Genomic DNA, 23143 nt, shown 5'->3' with positions numbered 1-23143 from the left:
TTTGATTCTTCCATAAACGCGCCATTTGAGCAAATAATAAATGACTTAAAAAGAAGGTTTAATTTTCAATTGATTGCGATAATAGATGAACAAGCAATCACAAAGATAGTTCAGGCTATCAGTTGCAGGTATTTAATCATAAACAAACTTGCATCAATACCCTTGCATTAGGATAATACGCTTTAGATGAATAATAAATTCAATGATCAAACATACCTATGGCTTTAACCCTTCCCCCAAATGATGAGCAAGAACTATTAACTAGAGCGCAAGCACTATCAGGGCTAACGTTAGGAGAGATTGCTCGAAAAGCCGGAATTCAAGTACCTAAGAACTTGAACAAAGAAAAAGGCTGGATCGGCTTATTATTAGAGCATGTGCTAGGAGCAAGTGCAGGTTCAAAACCTGAGCCCGACTTTCCTAGCTTAGGGATAGAGCTAAAATCATTACCCATTAATTATTCAGGCAAGCCCCTTGAAACAACATTTGTTTGTGTGGCTCCTTTAGTCGGACTCACTGGCGTAATATGGGAAAATAGTCATCTAAAAAATAAATTAGCACGTGTTCTTTGGGTGCCTGTCATCTCAGAGCGAGAAATACCTATCGCGGAACGTATAGTAGCAACTCCATTTATTTGGTCGCCCAATATTGAAGAAGAACAGCAACTTGCACAGGACTGGCAAGAGCTAACCGACATGATTGTTTTAGGGAAAGTTGAACAAATTACAGGGAAGCATGGCGATATTTTGCAATTAAGACCTAAAGCCGCGAATTCTAGTGTAAAGACGAAAGCCTTTAATCATAAAGGAGAGCCATTTTTAACCTTACCTCGAGGTTTTTATTTAAAAACAGTTTTTACTCAGCGTCTAATCCATCAGCACCTTAGAGTTGAATAATCTAGTTAATATCTATTACTCTAACTACTTATTAAAAAGGAATAACAGATATTTTTTGCTTGAGAGTTACACTTTTTTGGGCGGGAATATTTTGCCACTCTGTATTAGCCGCTTCTAAACAAACATATTCCGATTCGCCACCAGAATGAAGATCATTCATCGAACTTGCTACTTCTTTTCCCGGATTCCATAAAACCCACTGTTGGCAATGCGTTGATTCAACCTCAATGACTCGTTGCCAACCGGAATCTTTTAATTGTTGAGTATTATGATCATGATAAATTCTATCAATTGGTCCAACACAGTTATCGAGTATATCTTGCTGAGCAGTTAATAATGTATTTTTATCATCAAACTTTACCCCATTTAATCCAGAAACCGACGTATATTCAGGTGAACTCACTTGAAAATAACTATGGAAAGCACTAGTAAATTCAACTGGTTGATCAGATAAATTGCTGATTGTTAATTGTTGCTGAAATTGAGCTGAAAAGGATATTTTTTGAACTAGTTTGAATGGTGTAGGCCATAAATGTGATAAATTTTCCCCTGCTGCTACGAGCGTTAACTCTACTTTATGTTCTGTTATATCAGCCTCTAACAACTCCCAACGCATTTGCCGTGCAAAGCCATGGTTACCTGCATCTTTATAAGCCCCAAACCATGGCCAACATAATGGTATACCACCTCGAATAGCTTTTCCTTGTTGATACTGACTCGTATCACTTAACCATAATACAGGAGGTTGACCTTTAGGTTGCCAATTCAGTACTTGTCCACCATATAAACTTACAGAAGCAGAGCAAAGACTGTGCTGAATGTTAAGAATATCGACACTGTCAGCTTTCTGATATTGAGTGATTTCACCGTATTTATTAGAAACTAAAGGCATATGACTCATAAAACTACCACTGTAAAGTTAACATTATCAGTAGTCTAATAGAGTATCCCAACGGAAGGAAGCGTAAAAACATCCATTAGCACTTTCAACCGCGAGTTCCTCAAGGCAAAAATAAAAAAGCCAAGGGATACCTTGGCTTTGGATTTATAGCGAAACTATTTAATTAAAAATAAATTATTTAGTATAAGCTCGCGGCATATCACTTTGCGCCGTATATCGGTCACGTAGTGCATCTTGTCGAGTTCGCATATTGACCTCTTCACCATTAATCCACATGTGTTCAACACGTGAACTTAACTCGAAAGGATCAGCACTCCATAACACTACGTCAGCTTTTTTCCCTATAGCTATGCGACCTGCATCAAGAGAAAAAACATCAGCAATATTCGCAGTAATTGCAGCTAAAGCTTCATTTTTAGGTAAACCATTAGCAACAGCGACTCCAGTATCAAAACGTAGTTGATACATATTATGTGTTCCACCGCTAATCGTAAGTAATACTTTAACCCCTGCTTTTTGAAGCAACCCAGCATTATCCAAAGAAACATTTAAAGAATCAAAACTGCTGGGTAAATTACTAATTGCATTGACAATAACTGGAATATTAGCATCTGCCAATTGTGGTGCAATACGCACAGCATCCGCTGCACCAGCTAATACAACATTAATACCAAAATCCTTTTTAATGTTAATCAATTCAAGTAAATCGGTAGCACGATCTGCATGGGCAATCAAAGGTAACTCTCCCGCAAGTAATGCATTAATAATTTTTGCATCACGTTTAGGCTCTTTATCTTTACTATCTTTTTTACTCATTGATTTAGCATCTTCTAGTTCAACACGCAATTTTTGTAAATTTAATACGCGTGATCCCTTACTTTGAGAGCCTAAATCAATCAGTACAGCACTACCTTTTTTTACTATACTGTCAGGTTTACCAGACAAGTCTGCAATAAATGCTTGGCCTTTAAACATATCATCGCCACCATTCGGCACTACGATGCTACTTGTGATCCCACCTGATCGACTGAACGGGATCACTGTTGAATTAGGATTAAATGCGATACTTGGATCAAAAGTTATATCTGCTTTTTTATCGCCTGCATCACGACTTCTTGATACGGCAGAGACTTCAACTAATCCTAATTGATTCATCGCGCTAATAAAGCCCGGCGTTAAAATTTGTCCTTTAGCATCAATCACGGTATCTGCATTAACGTTTTCAGGGTTAATTGCAGTTATTACGCCATTATCCATCACAATAGTTGCGTTAGTTAATATGCCTTCGTCAGTAACTGTGTGTACTGTTGCATTAGTGATAGCAACACTTTGTGCAAATAAAGATGTCGAAGCCGCTAATGCTAATGCAACAAGAGAAGACTTAAACAGTGTTAAATTTTTCATAGGTATTCCTCTTATTTCTGGCCTAGCATAAAATCGCTTTTCGCTTGATACTTTTCATCGTGTCTATCATATACCTTAGCCCCATCAACAAAAACTTGTTCTGCTTGAGCATAAACACTAAATGGATTTTGATTCCAGATAACAACATCAGCACGCTTACCAACTTCTAAGCTACCCGTAGTATTTTCAAGGCCTAAAGATTTAGCTGCATTACTCGTGATCCATTTAATCGCATGTTCAGGTTTTATATCAAAACCATTATCATTTGCACGATACATCACTTTTCCTGCTTCTTGATTCAAACGTTGAATAGTCGTATCTGAATCAGAATGTACAATTGCACATGAATTTTTAACTGCATCAACAATTGCTACATTTTCTGGCACCATATCGTAAGCTTCCATTTTAAAGCCCCACCAATCTGGCCACATAGCGGCACAATTACCATTTTCAGCTAACAAATCAGCTATTTTGTAACCTTCTACAGCATGATGAAATGTGCCAGAGTGGTAATTAAACTCTTTTCCTAAATCAATCATCATCGCCATTTCTTCGGCTTTATAACAGTGATTGTGAACTTTAATTTCGCCATCTAGGACACCTTTTAAGGTGTCTAACTCAATATCACGTGTAGGTGCTTCAGCATTTAAGCCATTAGCATAGTCTGCTTCATATTTGTCCCACGCTCTTTTATATTCAGTCGCTTCAGCCCACGCCATACGATAGCCTGCCATATTACCCATTCGTGTAGCAGGTGATACCTTTTTGCCACCATAAACACGTTTAGGGTTTTCACCACACGCCATTTTTAAGCCATAAGGAGCATCAGGAAATTTCATTCCTTGCATGGTATGACTTGGTACATTTCGTAACGTAACGCCACGGCCACCAAATAGATTTGCAGATCCCGGTAATATTTGTAACGTTGTAATGCCACCAGCTCGAGCAGCTTGAAAGCCTGGATCTTGTGGCCAAACACTATGTTCAGCCCAAACCTCAGACGTATTAGGTTGAGTTGCTTCGTTACCATCAGAGTGAGATTCAACTGAAGGACTAGGATAAACGCCTAAATGTGAATGTACATCAATAATACCTGGGGTTACCCATTTACCATTCGCATCCACCTCAATAGCATCGCTTGATGATAAGTTTTCACCTACTTTGACTATTTTGCCATTTTCCATAAGCAAATCAGCGTTATCAAGACGCTCGCCGGTACCAGTAAGAACGATAGCATTTTTTATCAAGGTCATTTGCGAAGGTAATACTTTGTATGCACTGGGATAAGGATTTTTATTGATAAGAACTTTTTCATCTTGCGCATCAGTTTGCAAACAGCCTGTTAATGCAACTGATATCGCCGTCACCAAGATTGACGGTAGATATTTATTCATAGGTAGGGTCTCTTATAAGCCATAATATTATTATTTATAAAAGATATTATGAATTAGAAGATTGAGCAAGCTTGAGGGAAGTGTCAACGAGTGTTCTGCGACAGGCCGTCAAATATATAAGACCAACAGCAACTAAAATCATCACTCGGTAATATTACCAGTATAGTAAGTACTAAATAGAAAATAATTAACGAAAATATTTAAAGAGTTTCTTCCAGCGAAAACTAAGTAATATCAATGAAATTAAGGCATACACTAACGGCTCAGTAATATCTGACTTTACCGACATATAAAAGTGAATACTTGCTAAAACAATTACTAAATAAACCCAATGATGTAGCTTTTGCCAAGACTTTCTCATTTGACGTTTAATTTTATCAATAGAAGTTATTGTCAATAATAATAAAATAACAAATGCTATCATGCCAAAAGTCATATAGGGCCTTTCAATAATTTCATTGAGAAATAATTGCCAATCAAATTGTACTTCAAAAGCAAGAAAGCTGAGTAAATGAGCAAGCACATATAAGAAACAATATAAGCCTAAAAGTCGTCGGTAATGAATGAATGATGTAAATTTAAAAATACGAACTAATGGCGAAATACTCAAACTGAGAATAAGTAAATTAAATGCCCCAATACCAGTAAAGTGCAAGATAGCTTCAACAGGATCTGCTCCTAAATCATCATTAAGTGCCAGCCAGTATTGGTTTACTAACAAAACTAAACACAAGAAATGAATAGCTATTTTAATCATCATAGTGTGTTGATTAAGACTAATAGGCATTAATAATTTTTCCGTAAATCCAAACCTTTATATAGATGAGCAACCTCGTCACCATAACCGTTAAACATTTGTGTTTCGATACGGTTTCGAGCAAGTAAACCACCCGTAGTAATTCGACGCTCACTTGCCTGACTCCATCTAGGATGATCGACTTCAGGATTAACATTGGCATAAAAACCATATTCATTTGCAGCCAAACGATTCCATGTCGTTGGTGGTTGAGTTTTTAATAATTTAATACCCACGATTGATTTGATACTTTTAAAACCATACTTCCAGGGCACCACTAATCGAATGGGCGCGCCATTTTGAGGCGGTAAAGTCTTACCATATAATCCAACAGCCATTAATGTTAATGGATTTGAAGCTTCATCAATTCGTAATCCTTCAACATAAGGATAACTGATGCCACCACCAAGTCTTCGATTGGCTTGTCCTGGCATTTGCTTTGGATCTTCAAGTGTTTCAAAAGCCACATATTGCGCCGTTGATAATGGCTTAGCTTTAGCAATGAGAGAAGACAATTGAAAACCTACCCATGGAATAACCATCGACCATGCTTCCACACAGCGTAATCGGTATATACGCTCTTCCAATGTAAACATTGAGGTTAAATCATCATAATTTAAGGTTATGGGGTTTTCGACTTCACCTGATACTTTTAGTTGCCATGGTTCTACTTTAAAGCCCTGAGAATTATTGAAAGGATCACTTTTTGCTGTACCAAATTCATAAAAATTATTATGGCTAATAACTTTGCTTTCAGGCGTTAACACTTGTTGCCCTAGTGCTTGCTTTTCATATTGTAATGCTTGTGTTTCAAATGTAACTTTAGGCTCTTTTGTAAACCAATCTAACGAATGAGCAGAAGGTGACAATAAAGTTCCTGCGCCTAAAAACCCCATACTTTTAAGTAATGTCCGGCGTTGGCGGTAAACAGATTCATCAGTAACCTCATTAGAAGGAATTTTCCAGTTCGGAGGAAGTTTGATCAGCATAATATCAGCCTATTAATTTATAAGAGATAATTAATAGACCTGATAAACAATAGAAAGTATTCAACGATAGGGTTAATTATGCCGCTTTTACAGAAAACTGCTCTAAATAAGCCACTATATCAGAAGATTCATACATCCAAGTATCAGTACCATCTGCATTAGCAATGCGTAAGCAAGGTACTTTACGTTTACCACCATATTTGATTAATTCATCCTGATAGTTACTCTGCTGATTAATATTTTTTAATTCGATATTAAATCCATTACGTTTCATAGCTCTACGCACTTTTACACAAAATGGGCACGCAGGTAGTTGATATAAACTTAAATGATTAAGTTGCTCGTCAAGTGCACTTTGTTGCGCTTTAGTTAACTTAGGTGATGAGGGAGAAAATATAAAATTTAATACTAAAATAATTCGACCAATAATCCAGCGAATAATAAACATAAATAAAAATCCAAAATAAAATCACGCTACATTTACGTAGCAAAATAGGCTTTCAACCAAGTGAAAGACAAGAAAAATAATATGGTTTAACGCGACAAATATTTACCACATTAAATCATCGGGGATCTGGTAATCAGCATATGGGTCATCTTCATCAACTTGCTCAGTTTCAGTTTTATCATTTTTCACTAAGATAATGTGACTATCGAGTGTTGCTATTTTCTCGGCGGTTTCACGAGTAACCACATAAGTCATATTATCAAAACCACACAGTGCTAATCGGCCATTAACTAGAGCTTTATGAGTAACTTCGTCGACATAAAGTTTTTTAACAACGCCATTAAAATTGTAATTATATACCGCTTCTCCCTGCGGTGCTTTAAATTGATGGCTATTTAAAATTTGTAAAATACGCTGTTGTAATTCTTTCTGCGCAAGTTGCTTTTTTTTCTCTTCATTAAGCGCGTTATCTTTTTCTTGTTTTGCTAAGCGCGCCTTTTCAAGATCTTGTTTTACCTGTTCTTGTAAACTGACCTCTACCTTTACACCACTGCGCTTTTGCTTATTTTTTTTTCGCATATCGGAATTGGCTTGTCGAGTCTTTTGCTTAGTTGTTAAACCCGCTTTTAACAATTGATCTTGAAGTGATGCCATGATGATCCTGTTTAGTCATTATCAAACATTTTTATGTGCGCTATTTTAACAACTAAATGAAAATTTGAAATACTTAGTCATCATTCTGGGTAAATTGATCTTAATTTAGTTAATTGTTCTTGCGTATCTAAATCAACAAACGCTTCTGGTAAGTAAAATGGTGTGATTTTTTGCTTATGTGTTTTCAATACAACTTTTGCACCCGACTCACCTTGTAATAAGCAGAGTTCATTATAATAATTTACAGGAAAAATAACGGGGGGCGATAATTCAGAAAGGGACAGGTTTGTTAAGTTCTGATTATTTGTCGCTATGGTAATTCTGTCTTGGGTTAAATTGTGTGACTGGATAAAAGCATTTAACTTACACGCACTTAATTGCCATTGATCACCTAACACAAATAACAATTGCTCAAATTGATCCTTTAATAAGTCTGTTGCTAAAGCAATAGACCCCCCTAATCCTTCAGACCATTGATTATTGTCAATAAGGTTTATTTTAGGCACTTTTTTTAAAACTAGCTTCATCTCATCTATCTGATAGCCAACAACACAATAAATAGGTAATTCAAGACGAAGTAACTCGCAGCATTGACGTGTAATTAACGCTTGGCCTTCAACACTGATTAATTGTTTATTTTGCCCTAAACGACGAGAACAACCTGCTGCTAGAATGACAATAGCGATAGGCTTTTTCATAATGAATTATTTTTCAAAATGTAAGGCATTACCACATTAAAGCGCGTATTTTCATGACTAAAGTGCTGTTGTATTTGTGCAGCAATTGACAAGGCTATCGCTTGTGGCCCTCTTCCACCTATGTCTAAACCAATAGGCCCATACAAACGCCCTTGTATTTGCTTTTCATTCAACATCAATGGTGCCATTATTTTATTACGACGTCCTTTTGGGCCTAATACACCAATATAAGATAATGAAGATTGCCAGGCTTTTTCAACAATAACTGTGTCAGATGCTAAGTTGTGCGTCATGATCACTGCGCCATCAAACAATGTAAAATCATCCTTATTTATATGCTCTGCTCGGATCTTTCTTTTAGTACAAAGAGCGAAGCATGCTTGGTCAAGGTATTGTTGACGGTGATCCCAAATTTCAACCTGCCAGCCCATTTGCAATAGCAGTTGGACGACAGGTTCTACATCAGGTCCAGCACCGCATATCACAATTGAAATGGGTGGTGTTATGGGAGTCACCAGTAGTTCTGAATTTTCATGCTCTGAAAAATGACTAGTTAATGAATTTGCACAATATTCACCCTCAAGGTAAGTCGAGGATGGTATTTCTTGAGTATTTATTTTTTGACAATATAGACCTGATTTTCTTTGTTTTATCGCCGAGATCACTTGTTCAAAAGCTAAATGATTATTTTCGGGGGTTAACGGTTGCAATAAAATATCAATAGCGCCGTCACAGCCTAACCCCAAGCCCCATAAAAGTTCACTATCCGCTTTTAAGTCGTAATTCACAATTAAAGATTTGTTCTCAGTAAGCACTTGTTGTGCGTGTAAACAAATATCAGCCTCTAAACAGCCACCACTGAGTAACCCGGTACACTTTCCATCAGCTGAAATCAGCATCATAGTACCTGTTTTCCGATAAGTAGAACCTTTTGTGGCACAAATAGTAGCAAGTATGAAACGTTCATTAACGTTAAAATGCTGAATGAGCTGTAACCAGTTTTCTTGCATTGTTTTACTCGATAATTAAAAACAAATTAAATATAAGTTAAATAGGTACGGTTAGATTACTTAAGGCGTGCTCTTAGCTTTCTAATACGGCTTTTACAAAAGTTCGCCAAGGTAAAATAGCACATTGCCTTCTCACGGGAAACTTCCCCACAGCAAGTAAAGGTTGTAAAACTTCAGCACAGATTAATTCATCGGTATGAGTAGAGTTAATAATACTAATGGTATGTTCAATAATAGCTTCAACCTGATCAACTTCTACATTAGTTAAGTAGCTGCACATAATCGAAGCAGAGGCGCGACAAATAGCACAACTATCACCAGAAAATCCAAGTGCAGTAATAGTTCCAGCTTCCACTTGAGCATAAACAACAATTTCATCGCCACAAGCAGCATTAACCCCATCGGCACTATGAGTGTTATTAATTTCAACTTCAAAACCAGTGGGCGTTTTATGATGTTTAAGCAATACTTCTTGATAAAGTTGTAAAGCATCATTTGAAATTTTAGAGGGTTGCGTTGTCATTTTATTCGATCTTTAATAATTGATAAGTATTTGTTAACCCCGTGATCAACCGATCAATATCGGTGTGATCATTATACAAACCTAAAGATACCCGAACACTGGCATTAATACCTAAAGTCTTATGCAACGGTTGGGCACAATGATGACCTGCCCGTACAGCAATACCCTCAATATCTAGCATACTTGCAACATCATGACAGTGCACTTTATTCATCTGGAAACTATATAAATAAGGTGCTGAATCACCAGAGCGCACGATAGGGTGAATAAAGTTAAGTTCAGCTAACCTTTTTTGCATATAACCACTTAATCTTTCTAGGTAGGCATTAATCGCTTGCCAAGAAATATCATTTAAATAATCCAGTGCGGCTAGTAATCCTATGATGCTGACTACGTTATGAGAGCCCGATTCAAATTTTAATGGTCCAGTTAAATAATGACTTGATTGGTAAGAAACATTATCTATTATTCCGCCACCTACTTGATAAGGGCGCATTTGTTCAATCAGCCCCATACGGCAATATAAAACACCACAACCAGTGGGACCATAAAGTTTATGTCCAGAAAAAGCGTAAAAATCACACTCTAAATCATCAACATTAATATTACCATGGCTAACCGCTTGAGCGCCGTCAATCACTGTAATTATGTTATTTTGACGAGCATATTGGCAAATTTGCTTAATAGGGTTAAATTTTCCAATGACATTAGCGCTTTGGCTTATTGCAATTAATAATGTATCACTATCTATTAATGTCACTAACTGAGAAAAATCAATAATTCCATGGTCATTCAAAGGAGCAACCCTCAATGACGCACCATATTGCTGACATAACCGTTGCCATGGTAATAAATTTGCGTGATGCTCTGCCGCACTAATAATGATATTACTTTTGGACGTTATTTTCGTTTCAATATAACTATAAGCAACTAAGTTTAAACTTTCAGTTGTACCTGAGGTAAACACAATTTCGTTTAAGCTTGATGCGCCTAGAAATTCTGCAATACGAGTACGTGCATACTCAACTTTTTCAGTCACATTGGCACTTAAATAGTATAAGCCTTTATGGCTGTTTGCATGTGAATAACATTGATAATTATACATAGCATCAGCAACACGCTTAGGTGTTAAGCATGTTGCAGCACTATCTAAATAGCATAAATTAGGGTAAGCATCAGCGTTAAAAACAGGAAAATCTTGCTTCCAAGGGCTAACAATTGACATAGAAAAGCACAATAACAACAAATATATTAATAAACTAGCAAGCTATGCCAATACAATCAATAAACTGTACGCGCAAATTATTTTACTAAACGAATAGGTTGCGGCTTTGGCTCTTCAGTAGCAGCTTCAAATGCATCTAACATTTTCACATTAGCATCTTTAGTTGATGATTTGCCATTGTGATAACGATGATAAGAAAAACCTTTCAAGCCTAATTTTTTAGAAAACTTCAAAAAGGTCATAAAATCTTCTTTAGTAAACTCATCTTCTTCTTTGGTAAGTAGCCCATCAACATACATGTTATCGCCATTAATGTTGCAATTGGCTATCGCAGTATAAGGTTTACCATATTCATCAACTTTTAAAGCCCTAACCATTTTTAGCTCAAAGATCCAGTCGTCAATCTTAACGTAACGAGGAGTATTATCTTTCATAATTATTTTATAATCCGTATGTGTCATTCTAAACAGTAAAACTTGACACTCATATTTAACAATAGTTATACAAACTATTCACTGAATGCAATGAACAAAAAAGAAAGATTATTTCAAAGAAAATAACCAAGAAAACAAATAATCTACTTTAATTGTTGTCATTATCCTTAACTAACTATTTACATTTGTGAATAGTCGCTAATATCTAATAACAGCTTAATTATTACATGGATAAAGTGATTAAACCATGAATAAACAACTGAAATTAGCAACAATTAATTAAATATTAATCTTTTAAATAATTTTTCCTGTGGTTTATAGCCCCTTACCATTACGTTAGCATTTGTTTAGCGCTTAATTTTAAGCTAATCTTTGATAATATTTTTAACAAAAACAATTAGATGATGTCTATAAAACGCATAGCCCTTATAATTTCTATCATTACTTTCTTTATTTTTGCCATTATAACGACGTGGATCTACAGTCAGTTAGAAGGCTCTCTGCCACTTTTAGAGGGAAAAATTAATGTTTATGGATTAACAAGTGAGGCAAACATTGCCCGTGATGAACAAGGAATTTCTACGATAACAGCTAATAATAGAGAGGATATTGCTGTTGCTACTGGTTTTGTGCATGCCCAAGAACGTTTTTTTCAAATGGATTTATTCAGAAAAAACTCCGCAGGAGAACTTGCAAGTTTATTTGGTAGCGTAGCACTTGATTACGATAAGTCACACCGACTACATAATTTTAGACAACGTGCAATTGACATAGTTAAGCACTTACCCGATCAAGAACGTTCATTATTAACAGCATATACCAAAGGAGTAAACGCCGGTTTACGTGCACTAAAGTCACCACCTTTTGAATATTTATTATTACAACAAGCACCAGCACAATGGCGCGAAGAAGACTCAATATTGGTCATAATGAGTATGTATCTTGATTTACAGTATGGTCAGGGCGAGCGTGAGCAAAGCCTTGCAGCTTTATACAAAATGCTAGAAAAAGATGTCTTTGCCTTTTTAAACCCTAGCGGTAGTCAATGGGATGCACCTATTGATAATACTGAACATAACGAAGAGTTTTCCCCTCCATCTTTACCCATATCAACTTGGCCAAACCTTAGTACTATTGCTAAAAGTAGCCGTCCAACCTCAAACATTAAAACGACAAAAAAATATCACCCTGAAGAAATACCTGGCTCTAATAATTGGGTAATATCAGGAAGTATAAGCTCAACAGGTAGTGCAATTATCGCCAATGATATGCATTTAAGACTCAGTGTCCCTAATACTTGGTATCGCACCTCTTTTAGTTACCCATTAAATACTCAACAAATTGATATCACAGGATTAACGCTACCTGGCACACCATTAATGGTTACAGGTAGTAATGGTAATATCGCTTGGGGCTTTACGAACAGCTATGGTGACTGGAGTGATGTAATTATTTTAGAAACTAATGAAGATAAAACTCAGTATTTAACTCCACAAGGATATAAACCTTTTACGATGCAGCGTCACATGATTGCGGTAAAAGGTGAAAAATCAAAAGAATACATTGTTAAAGAAACGATTTGGGGGCCTGTTATTAACGAAAAAGCAGACGGCACTTTGCTCGCTTATCGCTGGGTTGCTCATGATCGCCAAGCCGTTAATCTTTATGCTCAAGCACTTGAGTATACTAAAACGGCAAAGCAAGCACTTACTATTGCGGCAAAGTCAGGTATTCCTCAGCAGAACTTTGTCGTTGGTGACAGTTCAGGTAATATTGGCTGGACAATAATGGGACCTATCCCACAAAAATCGTCCTCATTTGGGGAGCTACCACAGTCTTGGGCAAATGGTAATTACACATGGAAAGGTTATTTAGCAGCAGAAAATTATCCAAAAGTTCTCAACCCTGAACAACAGCGTATATGGACCGCTAATTCACGTGTGGTTGGCGGTGAAATGTACAAATACTTAGGTAATGGTGGTTATGCATTAGGAGCTCGCAGCAAACAAATAAAACAACGCTTATTTGCCAAAGAACGTTTTAGTGAAAAGGATTTATTAGCTATAGCTTTAGACGACGAGGCTTTATTTTTAAAGCCTTGGCGTGACTTTATAATCAACTCAATACTGAATAAAGAAAACCTAGAAGAAAACTCACAACTACTTGAGGTCAGCAAGATATTACTAGCTGACGACACACTAACAGCCTCGATAGACTCAGTTGCTTACCGTATCGTTAGAAATTTTCGCTTACAACTCAGAGATAACGTATTTTCTCATTTAGAAAAACACTTAACCAGTACCGATAAAAGTTTTGATTTATCAACCATTAGCCATCAGCTTGAAACACCACTATGGCAATTAATTAATGTTCAACCAGATAATTTCATTATTCCCAATCAAAATTGGCAACAGTTGTTTACTAACACACTGAGACAAGTCGTTACCAAGATGACACAAAATCAACCTTTAAGCGCCGCTACTTGGGGACAACAAAATACCAGTAATATTCGCCACCCACTCAGCGCTGGGGTACCTTTAATTGGAAACTGGTTAGATATGCCCAAAGTCCCCTTGTCAGGTGATAGTTATATGCCTAGGGTACAGGGCCGATCTTTTGGAGCCTCACAACGAATGATTGTATCCCCTGGGCATGAAAAAACGGGTATTATGCAAGTTCCCACCAGTCAGTCTGGCCACCCTTGGAGTCCTTACTATCAAAAAGGCCATAAAAATTGGCAAGAAGGACTTCCTTCGTCTTTCTTACCTGGTGAAACTAAATACCAATTAACATTAACTAACTATTAAGTTAATGCAACTGATTTATAAGGATTATTATGGCTACATTAATTTGGTGTTTATTTATTAGCATACTCCTACCCATGTTAAGCAAAGGGCCCGTAGGATATGCGCAAAATAAATTAGGCCGCTACGACAATAAAAACCCTCGCTCTCAGCAAGCAACCTTAACAGGCTTTGGGGCAAGAGCATTAGCTGCTCATCAAAATGCATTTGAAGCCTTAATAATGTTTGCGCCTGCAATTTTGCTTGCTATAGCAACTAATAATACGGGCAAAATAATTGAACAGTTAGCGGTTGTGCATATAATTTCACGACTGTGCTACCACATATTATACCTACTCAATTGGAGTACACTTCGCTCTATAGTGTGGTTCATTGGTTTAGGTACAACATTAGCTATTGTTATTCAATGTTTGCCGGTATAAGGACTAGATAAATACTATCTAGCTATAGCTATTTTATATTGAGTATAAAGAAACACTTGAACTAAACCATGAGCCTATATAAAGTAAAGCCATGAACGACAGAACTTATACTCAATTAGTAGTATCTTTTTTATTTATTCTCTTTATTTTTCCTTAGTTTACTAAGGGAGCGTTTTCTGTCGAATTAAATTTTTAAAGACGAAACCTCCAAATGGAGGTTTTTTTATGTGGTATAGCAAGGGCTATTTAACAAGTATATATGACAAAGTAGGGATCAAACGTGAACGAAGAATTAGATTTAACTAAAATCAGAGAAAAAATAACTCAACTTGATCAAGACTTATTAACTTTATTTGCTCAACGCCGCTCTCTCACGCTAAATGTTGCAAAAAGCAAAGCACATCAAATACGTCCCGTACGTGATCAACAACGAGAACAAGAATTACTTATCCGTTTGATCAAACAAGGAAAGTCATTAGGTTTAGATGCGCATTATGTTACCAGCATCTTTCAAACCATTATTGAAGATTCAGTGCTTAACCAACAAGCCTACTTACAAACTCTAGCAAATCCTAGCATTGAAATGCCCACAGTAAGTGTTGCCTTTTTAGGTGATAAAGGCTCATACAGCTACTTAGCGAGTCATCGATACTTTTCACGACGTGCAGAGAAAATAATTGAATTTGGTTGCCAAAGCTTTGCTGAGATAATGACACAAGTTGAATCAGGACATGTTGATTACGGTATGTTACCCATCGAAAATACCAGTTCCGGTAGTATTAATGAAGTTTATGACCTTCTACAACATACTAACTTATCGATTGTTGGCGAAATAACCCAGCCCATTGAACATTGTTTATTGACCGCAGTAAATACACGATTGGATAAAATTAAAACCATATATGCTCATGGCCAACCCTTTACCCAATGTAGCAATTTTTTAGATAAACAAAGCAATATACGCATTGAGTACTGTGAAAGCACTGCAGATGCTATGGCACAAGCTTATGAGTTACAAAGCGATGAAGTAGCGGTAATTGGTAGTGAAGAAGGTGGAAAATTATATCAATTACACGCACTAGAAAAATCAATCGCAAACCAGAGTGAAAATCATAGTCGTTTTATTTTAGTTGCTCGTAAAGCTGTTGATGTAGCCGAACAAATTCCAGCAAAAACTGCCATAATATTAGCTACAGGCCAAAAGCCTGGGGCTTTAGTTGAGTGCTTAGTAGTGCTAAAAGATAAAGGCATTAATATGTGCAAACTAGAATCTCGACCAATACAAGGTAGACCTTGGGAAGAAATGTTTTATATTGATGTAGAAGCAAATGTAAAAAGCGGAGCATTGCAAGAAGCCATTGCCGAAATAACGCCACAAACAAACTTTATTAAAATACTTGGCTGTTATCCAATTGAGCACATCAGCCCAACCAGTATACCGAGTAGCGCACTTAAGGATTAAATTATAAGAACGACAGGTTTTGCCTGTCGTTTAATCAACTCCCAAGTTAAGCTAATTGTGTTTTTGGTCGATAACATATTATACATTTTAAATACTTCCCCATTAAAAAGGTTATGAATGTTACAACTATCTTCATTTAAGTACTTGCTTTCATTTTTAGCACTATTTTTCCTTTGCTTCAGCCTCTCAGCGAAACAAGAAAATGAGACTTCACCTATCCCTCAGGAACAGACATCAACTGAAGAAGTACCTAAAGGGCAACAAGATGAAATAACACAAGCAACAGAATCAACTGCACCACAAGAGCAAGTAATTCCAGCAATCAATAACCCAAAAAATATTCAAGCTCCCATTAACTTTCTTCAACAACAGCAGGAAGATATTAAACACTACCTTGAACCAGACATTGTTAAACCTATGCTAGTAGGTATGAAAGAGGAAATAACGTTACTGGAAGTTAATAAAACAGGTTTAGCGAAAGGCGTTATGATACTACTCCCTGATTGGCAACAAAATGCCACAGGATCAAGTGCACTTAACTTTTTACGCCAACAATTACCTAAACGAGGTTGGACAACGATAACAATTCAACCACCAGCAAAACCCGCTGATTATCCGTCGACAGCGCTAAACAGAGAAAAGCGTATTGAAAATAACCAAAAAACACTCATTGAATACGGAGAAGACTTGGGGCTTTTACTTGAACAAATTAATGAAAAAGCTAAAGAGTATCCTGGCGTAATAGTTGTTATATCAGAAGGTAGCAATGCTGCCCTTTTAACAAATATTTATCAAAAACAAATTGCACCATCACCCGCAGCACTTATTTTACTCAGTAGTTTTTTACCAACAATAGAAGATAATAAAACAGTCGCGGCAAGTATCACTCAACTCCCTATCCCCATATTAGATCTTACCCTTTTTCGTGATAATAACCATGTTAAAACCGCGGCACAATTACGTTCCGATGCAGTCAAACAAGAAATGAAAGCTTTTTATCGACAGAAACAGCTACATAATGTTATGCCGAGTTATTATCCTAATAAATTATTATTGAAAGAAATTAATGGTTGGTTAGCGTCTATTGGCTGGTAAATACTTGTAATTATCCCATAAAAAAGCGGTAAGTTACTTGGTAACTTACCGCTTTTTTTGTAATTTATATCACTTATTTTTGACGTTTTCTCATCAAACCTAAAGCAATTAAACTAACGCTAAATAAAGCTAATGGTGCTGGCTCAGGTACTTGTGTTGTTTGACCAGTAATCGATAAGGTTGCTGAAGATAAATAAAAATCATCTGCAAGACCAAAGCTGTTTGACTCTTCAGAAAACATTAATGTGAAGTTTTGATCCGTTACCATTCGTTGAAAAACAGCACTATCCATTGTGTTTTCATTGTAGATAAAAGTACCATTCTCAATATTCTTATCATAAGAATAACCATAACCATTGTTTGAACTAGAAGCGGAAGCACCCACTCTTACATTCCAATCTTCTCTATCGTTAAAGAAGAGCCAGTATCTAGCATCATCATTAACGTCAGAAAAGGTTAAGCTTAGTGAAAAATAGTCAACACTTTCAAAATCAAACGCAGAAAAATCAAAGTAATCATAAAAGCGACCACAATTTGTACCAGCTGAGTCATCGTTAATATGAACAGCATTACTTGTTAAACTATCACAAGGGTTATTGCCGTTGGCAATACTTGTAGGTGTATATGTGTCACCATAGTTATGCACGATATCTACAGTTGTTTCAATTAACGTTGCTTGAGAGAATGTAGCAACTAAGCTAAGGGTGGTTACTGCGACAAATTTACTCATTAAATTTTTCATACGACCTACTTTTAAATATTTATATAATCATCAATATCACTGCGACATTGCAACTACCAAAAACAATACAAATATCAGGCCAGACTGAAATTAAAAACATAAAAAAAAATTAAGATATTGTTTTTTAATTTCTTTTTTTTGAAACTTATTGCCCTCTTTTTTAATAAGGGTATTTTAAACTCATTAGACCTGTAAAATTTTTCGACACTTATTTGTACACATAAACAATAAAGTAACTACTCACGTCTATATTTATAGATTTGTGCTAGTTAATACTACACTTTAAAAATCAGCCCTACCTATGCTTATCTTTTTATAATCACTTCTAGATGAAACTCAATAAAAACTTTACATGTGAATTTTCATATATATAATATTTCATATATATAATATTTCATATATATAAAAATATTCATCTAAAGATACTTTTAATTACTTGTGAATCGTTAAGGCAACATCAATGAAAAAAGTTCTATTCCTTTGCACTGGAAATTCTGCTCGCTCTCAAATGGCAGAAGCATTATTACGCCATAAAGCAGGAGATAAATACGACGTTTATAGTGCCGGTACAGCCCCTGATGATATCGACGTTAGAACACTCGAGGCACTAAATAAATTTGGTTTAGATACAAGCGAGCTAATTTCTAAAAATGTTGATGAATTCAAAGGACAAATTTTTGATTATGTAATCACGCTTTGCGATAAAGCTAATAGTGAATGTAGAAGTTACCCAAACGCAGGTAAACAACTTGCTTGGGATTTTCCTGATCCTAAAACACGTACAGATACTAATCCGTTCTCCACCACATTAAACGAATTAAACAATCGCCTATCTATGTTTTTATTGGTAGAAGACAAAGCTCTTAATAATAACAATCAGGAAACTCCGTCAGAAATCACTTTAAATGAAGATAGTGATAGTGCCTCTGAAGGTTTTGATCCATTAAAATTTTATAAAAGTTTGACCGATGAAATCCGTTTAAAAACCTTAATGCTAACGCACTATCACGGAGAGCTTTGTGTTTGTGAATTAATGCAAGCCCTAGACGAAAAAAGCCAACCTAAGGTTTCTCGTAACTTAGCAGTGCTAAAAAAATCAAAAATAATTACCGATCGAAAACATGGAAAATGGGTATTTTATCGTATTAATCCAGAATTACCTCTTTGGACAAAAAATATCATTGCCCAAACTACAGAAAATAATGTGGCCCTAATAAATTTAGAGCTTCAGCGTTTAAACAATATGAAAAGCAGACCTAACAAAACAAGTGTTTGTAAATAAAGCTTAAGGAGTACCTATGGGAATTTTTGAACGATACTTATCTGTTTGGGTAGGTTTAAGCATAATAATTGGCGTTACTTTAGGCCTATGGCAACCTGAAGTGTTCCAAGCAATTGCAAATTTTGAAATTGCGCATGTCAATATCGCTGTAGCCGTATTTATTTGGGTGATGATATACCCGATGATGATACAAATAGATTTTTCTGCAATTAAAGATGTCGGTAAAAATCCAAGAGGCTTGATATTAACTATTATCATAAATTGGCTGATAAAACCTTTTACTATGGCAGCTTTAGGTTGGTTATTTTTTAACTTTTTATTTGCCGACTTAGTCGATCCTGCATCAGCACAAGAATATATCGCCGGTATGATTTTACTTGGCGTAGCACCTTGTACAGCCATGGTATTTGTATGGTCACAACTGACTAAAGGTGATCCTAACTACACCTTAGTGCAAGTGTCAGTAAACGACGTGATTATGATATTTGCCTTTGCCCCTATTTCAGCGCTTTTATTAGGCGTTAGTGATATTCAAGTGCCATGGGAAACCTTACTGATTTCTGTCGTACTCTATGTGTTACTCCCCTTGGTTGCAGGAATTATCACTCGAAAACTATTAAACCGTGGGGAAGGTGAAAAATCTCTTTCTCAGTTTTTATCAGCATTAAAGCCCTGGTCTGTGATCGGCTTGCTCGCTACCGTTGTTTTATTATTTGGTTTTCAAGCCAATACAATTATCAATGAGCCTGAAACTATAGGTTTAATTGCTATTCCATTAATGATTCAAACTTACGGGATATTTCTTATTGCTTATTTAGCGGCAAAATGGATGAAGCTTCCACACAATATCGCAGGGCCTGCATGTCTAATTGGTACATCAAACTTTTTTGAACTCGCTGTTGCTGTGGCTATTTCTTTATTTGGCTTACATTCTGGCGCTGCATTAGCAACAGTTGTTGGCGTATTGGTTGAAGTGCCCGTTATGCTGTCATTAGTTTATATTATTAATCGCACTCAACACTGGTTTAAATAGAGCACTATGTATGCCCATCACTTATCTTATCTTTGGAGTTAATAATGTTGAAACATCCCTATGACACGCTAGTGTTAGCAAATGGTGCTAGGCTTATTTTTACACCTTGCCCTGGTACTAAAGAGACAACTGTAAACAGTGCGATAACAACGCTCAAAGCCGCAGGCACCAATATGCTTATTACATTGATGTTTGATGAAGAAATTGAAAAAAACTCTGCGTTATCGATACCTAATGAATGCGCAAATCAGGATATAGAGTGGCTTCAATTACCAATTTCAGATGATGCTGCACCTAATCAAGTGTTTGAAGACGTATGGCAAGCTCATAAACAAAACATAATTGATTTATTAAACAATAACGGCGTTATTGCAGTTCATTGTAAAGGTGGTTCAGGCCGCACAGGTTTAGTGATTGGGTTGATACTTTTAGCTTTTGGTTGGCCGAGTGAGAAGGTCGTCAAGGAAGTACAAAAAATACGACCTAATGCATTAAAAAACAAGGTTCAACGTGAGTATTTTAATTCATATCTATAGTGGATATGTCGATTAATATTTAGCAATTTTTAAGGTGTAAATGATGGCAATTAAAATAGGTATTAACGGTTTTGGTCGTATGGGTCGCTTGTCAATGCGTGCAGCATTTGATTGGAATGATGTTGAAATAGTGCATATAAACGATCCTGCTGGTAACGCAGAAACACTTGCACATTTGATGAATTTTGATTCGGTTCATGGCCGTTGGCATCACGAAGCAACAAGTGAATCAACAAAAAGTGGCAACTACATGGTCATTAATGGTCAACCGATCCTTTGCACACAAAATAAAGCAACACAAGATACCGATTGGTCGAAATGTGATGTTGTTATTGAAGCATCAGGAAAAATAAAAACCAAAGCTCTGTTACAAGCATATTTAGATCAGGGAGTTAAACGCGTTGTAGTTACAGCCCCTGTAAAAGAAGAAGGCGTACTCAATATTGTTATGGGGGTCAACGACAACTTATACGATAAAAATAGCCAGCCCATTGTGACTGCAGCCTCTTGTACCACCAATTGTTTAGCGCCTGTTGTAAAGGTTATTCATGAGAAAATAGGGATAAAACATGGTTCAATAACTACAATACATGACATTACTAACACGCAAACAATAATTGATGCGCCTCATAAAGACTTACGTCGCGCACGTTCATGCGGTACAAGTTTAATTCCAACGACTACAGGATCAGCTACCGCTATTACGCATATATTTCCTGAGCTTAAAGGCAAGCTCAATGGTCATGCGATACGAGTACCGTTAACTAACGCCTCTATTACTGACTGTGTCTTTGAAGTCAATAGAAACACCACTGTAAAAGAGGTGAACCAATTATTACAAAATGCTGCAGATAACGAGCTTAACGGTATTTTGGGCTTTGAAGAACGCCCTCTAGTGTCCATCGATTATAAAACTGACCCCCGCTCAGGCATTATTGATGCATTATCCACCATGGTAGTTAACGATACACAAGTAAAACTGTACGTATGGTACGACAATGAATGGGGCTATGCCAATAGAACCGCAGAGCTTGCCCGTAAGGTTGGATTGGCTGATCTTGTTTAAGGCAATCTAGTTTAATTGAGTCGAAAGAGGAAGCCAGCTTACATGGGACTTTTATCGTTAAAAACATTATCACCCCAGATAAAGCAGTACTTAATAATAACCGGTAATTATTGGGCATTTACCTTAACCGATGGCGCGCTTCGCATGTTAGTGGTGCTGTATTTCCATCAATTAGGTTACAGCCCATTAAGTATTGCTATGCTATTTTTGTTTTATGAAATATTTGGCGTGATCACCAATCTTATTGGCGGCTGGCTCGGGGCTAGACTTGGTTTAAATAAAACCATGAATATTGGCTTAGCACTCCAAATTATCGCATTAGCTATGCTAGCTGTTCCCGCAGAAATGCTAACAGTCGTTTATGTTATGGCAGCACAAGCTTTATCTGGCATTGCAAAAGATCTCAATAAAATGAGTGCAAAAAGCTCGATAAAACTTCTTGTACCAGCCAATGCAGAAGGAAAGCTTTATCAATGGGTCGCCATTTTAACTGGCTCTAAAAACGCGTTAAAAGGGGTTGGCTTTTTTCTCGGTGGCTTATTACTCACATTATTTGAGTTTAAAGGTGCTGTGATCCTAATGGCTATCATGTTAACTGCCGTGTGGTTCTTTAGCTTAATTTCATTAAAAGAAGATTTAGGCAAAGCAGATAATAAACCGAAATTTAACGATATTTTCTCTAAGAGTCGTGCAATAAATAGTTTATCTGCCGCACGAATGTTTTTATTTGGTGCTAGAGATGTTTGGTTTGTCGTGGCATTACCGGTATTTTTAGCAGTAACGTTTACCTGGGATCACTGGTGGGTGGGTAGTTTTATGGCAAGTTGGGTAATCGGTTATGGCATTGTTCAATCAATTGCTCCTCTAATCACTGGTAACAAAACTAGCGATACAAAGACTAAAAATAAACAAGCACCTTCAGGCCGATCGGCATTTTTATGGGCAAGTTACTTAACAGTAATACCCGTATTAATTGCCCTTGCGTTGCAGTTTAATTTTTATATTCAGATCTCAATTGTCATTGGCTTATTGATTTTTGGTGCTGTATTCGCTATTAATTCTTCGCTACATAGCTACCTTATTGTTAGTTATGCAGGAAGAGACGGCGTATCATTAGATGTTGGTTTTTACTACATGGCTAATGCAATGGGTAGATTAATAGGCACAATACTTTCTGGTTGGGTATATCAAGAGTATGGATTAGCTGCCTGTTTGTGGATCTCAAGCGCATTTATTGTATTAGCAGCATTAATCTCTTTAGCCCTACCTAGCGATAAAAACGTTGAAGAAAAACTAACAATATAAACAGTACCTGAACCTATTAAATTG

At 36.5% G+C, this 23143-nt stretch carries 23 protein-coding genes; 10 read left to right on the top strand and 13 right to left on the bottom strand.

What is annotated here, in order from left to right:
- The first annotated feature begins 218 nt into the window (after nt 1–218).
- Complete coding sequence (mutH, locus tag IE155_RS11195) at nt 219–896, top strand: DNA mismatch repair endonuclease MutH (RefSeq protein WP_189378348.1); 678 nt, start codon at nt 219–221, stop codon at nt 894–896.
- Nucleotides 897–927: 31 nt separating this feature from the next.
- On the opposite strand, the gene IE155_RS11190 is transcribed toward mutH, so the two are convergent.
- The 12 genes from IE155_RS11190 to IE155_RS11135 form a co-directional block, all read right to left on the bottom strand.
- On the bottom strand, nt 928–1797 hold the full coding sequence (locus tag IE155_RS11190; RefSeq protein WP_189378347.1) for a D-hexose-6-phosphate mutarotase: 870 nt from the start codon (nt 1795–1797) through the stop codon (nt 928–930).
- A 174-nt stretch (nt 1798–1971) separates the two neighbouring features.
- Nucleotides 1972–3201 carry an amidohydrolase family protein gene (locus IE155_RS11185; protein ID WP_189378346.1) on the bottom strand — a complete coding sequence of 410 codons (1230 nt, stop codon included), beginning with the start codon at nt 3199–3201 and terminating at the stop codon, nt 1972–1974.
- Between the two features lie 11 nt (nt 3202–3212).
- The gene (locus tag IE155_RS11180; RefSeq protein ID WP_189378345.1) at nt 3213–4595 is read right to left on the bottom strand and encodes an amidohydrolase family protein; all 1383 of its coding nucleotides are present in this window, start codon (nt 4593–4595) and stop codon (nt 3213–3215) included.
- A 187-nt stretch (nt 4596–4782) separates the two neighbouring features.
- Nucleotides 4783–5382 (bottom strand): protein-methionine-sulfoxide reductase heme-binding subunit MsrQ, encoded by a 600-nt coding sequence (msrQ, locus tag IE155_RS11175; RefSeq protein ID WP_189378344.1) that lies wholly within the window; start codon nt 5380–5382, stop codon nt 4783–4785.
- The gene (gene msrP, locus IE155_RS11170; RefSeq protein WP_189378343.1) at nt 5382–6380 is read right to left on the bottom strand and encodes a protein-methionine-sulfoxide reductase catalytic subunit MsrP; all 999 of its coding nucleotides are present in this window, start codon (nt 6378–6380) and stop codon (nt 5382–5384) included. The genes msrQ and msrP overlap by 1 nt, the downstream gene beginning before the upstream one ends.
- Nucleotides 6381–6456: 76 nt before the next feature.
- Nucleotides 6457–6828 carry a glutaredoxin family protein gene (locus tag IE155_RS11165; RefSeq protein WP_189378342.1) on the bottom strand — a complete coding sequence of 124 codons (372 nt, stop codon included), beginning with the start codon at nt 6826–6828 and terminating at the stop codon, nt 6457–6459.
- Between the two features lie 102 nt (nt 6829–6930).
- A complete protein-coding gene (locus IE155_RS11160; protein ID WP_189378341.1) occupies nt 6931–7482 on the bottom strand; it encodes a DUF2058 domain-containing protein in 552 nt (183 codons plus the stop codon).
- An 80-nt stretch (nt 7483–7562) separates the two neighbouring features.
- The gene (locus IE155_RS11155; RefSeq protein ID WP_189378340.1) at nt 7563–8180 is read right to left on the bottom strand and encodes a nucleotidyltransferase family protein; all 618 of its coding nucleotides are present in this window, start codon (nt 8178–8180) and stop codon (nt 7563–7565) included.
- On the bottom strand, nt 8177–9190 hold the full coding sequence (locus tag IE155_RS11150; protein WP_189378339.1) for an XdhC family protein: 1014 nt from the start codon (nt 9188–9190) through the stop codon (nt 8177–8179). Before IE155_RS11150 ends, IE155_RS11155 begins: the two co-directional genes overlap by 4 nt.
- A gap of 73 nt (nt 9191–9263) precedes the next feature.
- A complete protein-coding gene (locus IE155_RS11145) occupies nt 9264–9713 on the bottom strand; it encodes an iron-sulfur cluster assembly scaffold protein (protein WP_189378338.1) in 450 nt (149 codons plus the stop codon).
- A 1-nt stretch (nt 9714) separates the two neighbouring features.
- Nucleotides 9715–10938 carry an aminotransferase class V-fold PLP-dependent enzyme gene (locus IE155_RS11140; RefSeq protein WP_189378337.1) on the bottom strand — a complete coding sequence of 408 codons (1224 nt, stop codon included), beginning with the start codon at nt 10936–10938 and terminating at the stop codon, nt 9715–9717.
- 77 nt (nt 10939–11015) lie between these two features.
- The gene (locus tag IE155_RS11135) at nt 11016–11372 is read right to left on the bottom strand and encodes a hypothetical protein (RefSeq protein ID WP_189378336.1); all 357 of its coding nucleotides are present in this window, start codon (nt 11370–11372) and stop codon (nt 11016–11018) included.
- Between the two features lie 401 nt (nt 11373–11773).
- On the opposite strand from IE155_RS11135, the gene IE155_RS11130 reads away from it, so the two are divergent.
- The 4 genes from IE155_RS11130 (at nt 11774) to IE155_RS11115 (ending at nt 17155) form a co-directional block, all read left to right on the top strand.
- Nucleotides 11774–14179 (top strand): penicillin acylase family protein, encoded by a 2406-nt coding sequence (locus tag IE155_RS11130; protein WP_189378335.1) that lies wholly within the window; start codon nt 11774–11776, stop codon nt 14177–14179.
- A gap of 29 nt (nt 14180–14208) precedes the next feature.
- A complete protein-coding gene (locus IE155_RS11125) occupies nt 14209–14598 on the top strand; it encodes an MAPEG family protein (protein WP_189378334.1) in 390 nt (129 codons plus the stop codon).
- Between the two features lie 280 nt (nt 14599–14878).
- Nucleotides 14879–16060, top strand: coding sequence for a prephenate dehydratase (pheA, locus tag IE155_RS11120; protein ID WP_189378333.1), 1182 nt, complete (start codon nt 14879–14881; stop codon nt 16058–16060).
- A 117-nt stretch (nt 16061–16177) separates the two neighbouring features.
- On the top strand, nt 16178–17155 hold the full coding sequence (locus IE155_RS11115) for a DUF3530 family protein (RefSeq protein WP_189378332.1): 978 nt from the start codon (nt 16178–16180) through the stop codon (nt 17153–17155).
- 73 nt (nt 17156–17228) lie between these two features.
- Here IE155_RS11115 and IE155_RS11110 read toward each other — a convergent pair whose 3' ends face one another.
- The gene (locus IE155_RS11110; RefSeq protein WP_189378331.1) at nt 17229–17897 is read right to left on the bottom strand and encodes a PEP-CTERM sorting domain-containing protein; all 669 of its coding nucleotides are present in this window, start codon (nt 17895–17897) and stop codon (nt 17229–17231) included.
- Nucleotides 17898–18357: 460 nt separating this feature from the next.
- Between IE155_RS11110 and IE155_RS11105 the strand changes: the two genes are divergently transcribed.
- Genes IE155_RS11105 through arsJ form a run of 5 tightly spaced genes read left to right on the top strand, consistent with a single transcriptional unit; the run spans nt 18358 to nt 23119 of the window.
- Nucleotides 18358–19179 carry a metalloregulator ArsR/SmtB family transcription factor gene (locus IE155_RS11105; RefSeq protein WP_189378330.1) on the top strand — a complete coding sequence of 274 codons (822 nt, stop codon included), beginning with the start codon at nt 18358–18360 and terminating at the stop codon, nt 19177–19179.
- Nucleotides 19180–19195: 16 nt separating this feature from the next.
- Nucleotides 19196–20212 carry an ACR3 family arsenite efflux transporter gene (gene arsB, locus IE155_RS11100; RefSeq protein ID WP_189378329.1) on the top strand — a complete coding sequence of 339 codons (1017 nt, stop codon included), beginning with the start codon at nt 19196–19198 and terminating at the stop codon, nt 20210–20212.
- 44 nt (nt 20213–20256) lie between these two features.
- Complete coding sequence (locus IE155_RS11095; protein WP_189378328.1) at nt 20257–20748, top strand: phosphatase domain-containing protein; 492 nt, start codon at nt 20257–20259, stop codon at nt 20746–20748.
- Nucleotides 20749–20791: 43 nt separating this feature from the next.
- Nucleotides 20792–21814, top strand: a complete 1023-nt coding sequence (locus tag IE155_RS11090; protein WP_189378327.1) for an ArsJ-associated glyceraldehyde-3-phosphate dehydrogenase — start codon at nt 20792–20794, stop codon at nt 21812–21814.
- 42 nt (nt 21815–21856) lie between these two features.
- Nucleotides 21857–23119, top strand: a complete 1263-nt coding sequence (gene arsJ / locus IE155_RS11085) for an organoarsenical effux MFS transporter ArsJ (RefSeq protein WP_189378326.1) — start codon at nt 21857–21859, stop codon at nt 23117–23119.
- Nucleotides 23120–23143 lie beyond the last annotated feature (24 nt).

The organism is Thalassotalea profundi (assembly GCF_014653195.1).
GTDB classification, from domain to species: Bacteria; Pseudomonadota; Gammaproteobacteria; order Enterobacterales; family Alteromonadaceae; genus Thalassotalea_B; species Thalassotalea_B profundi.
This window is presented reverse-complemented; position numbering and strand designations above follow the sequence as displayed.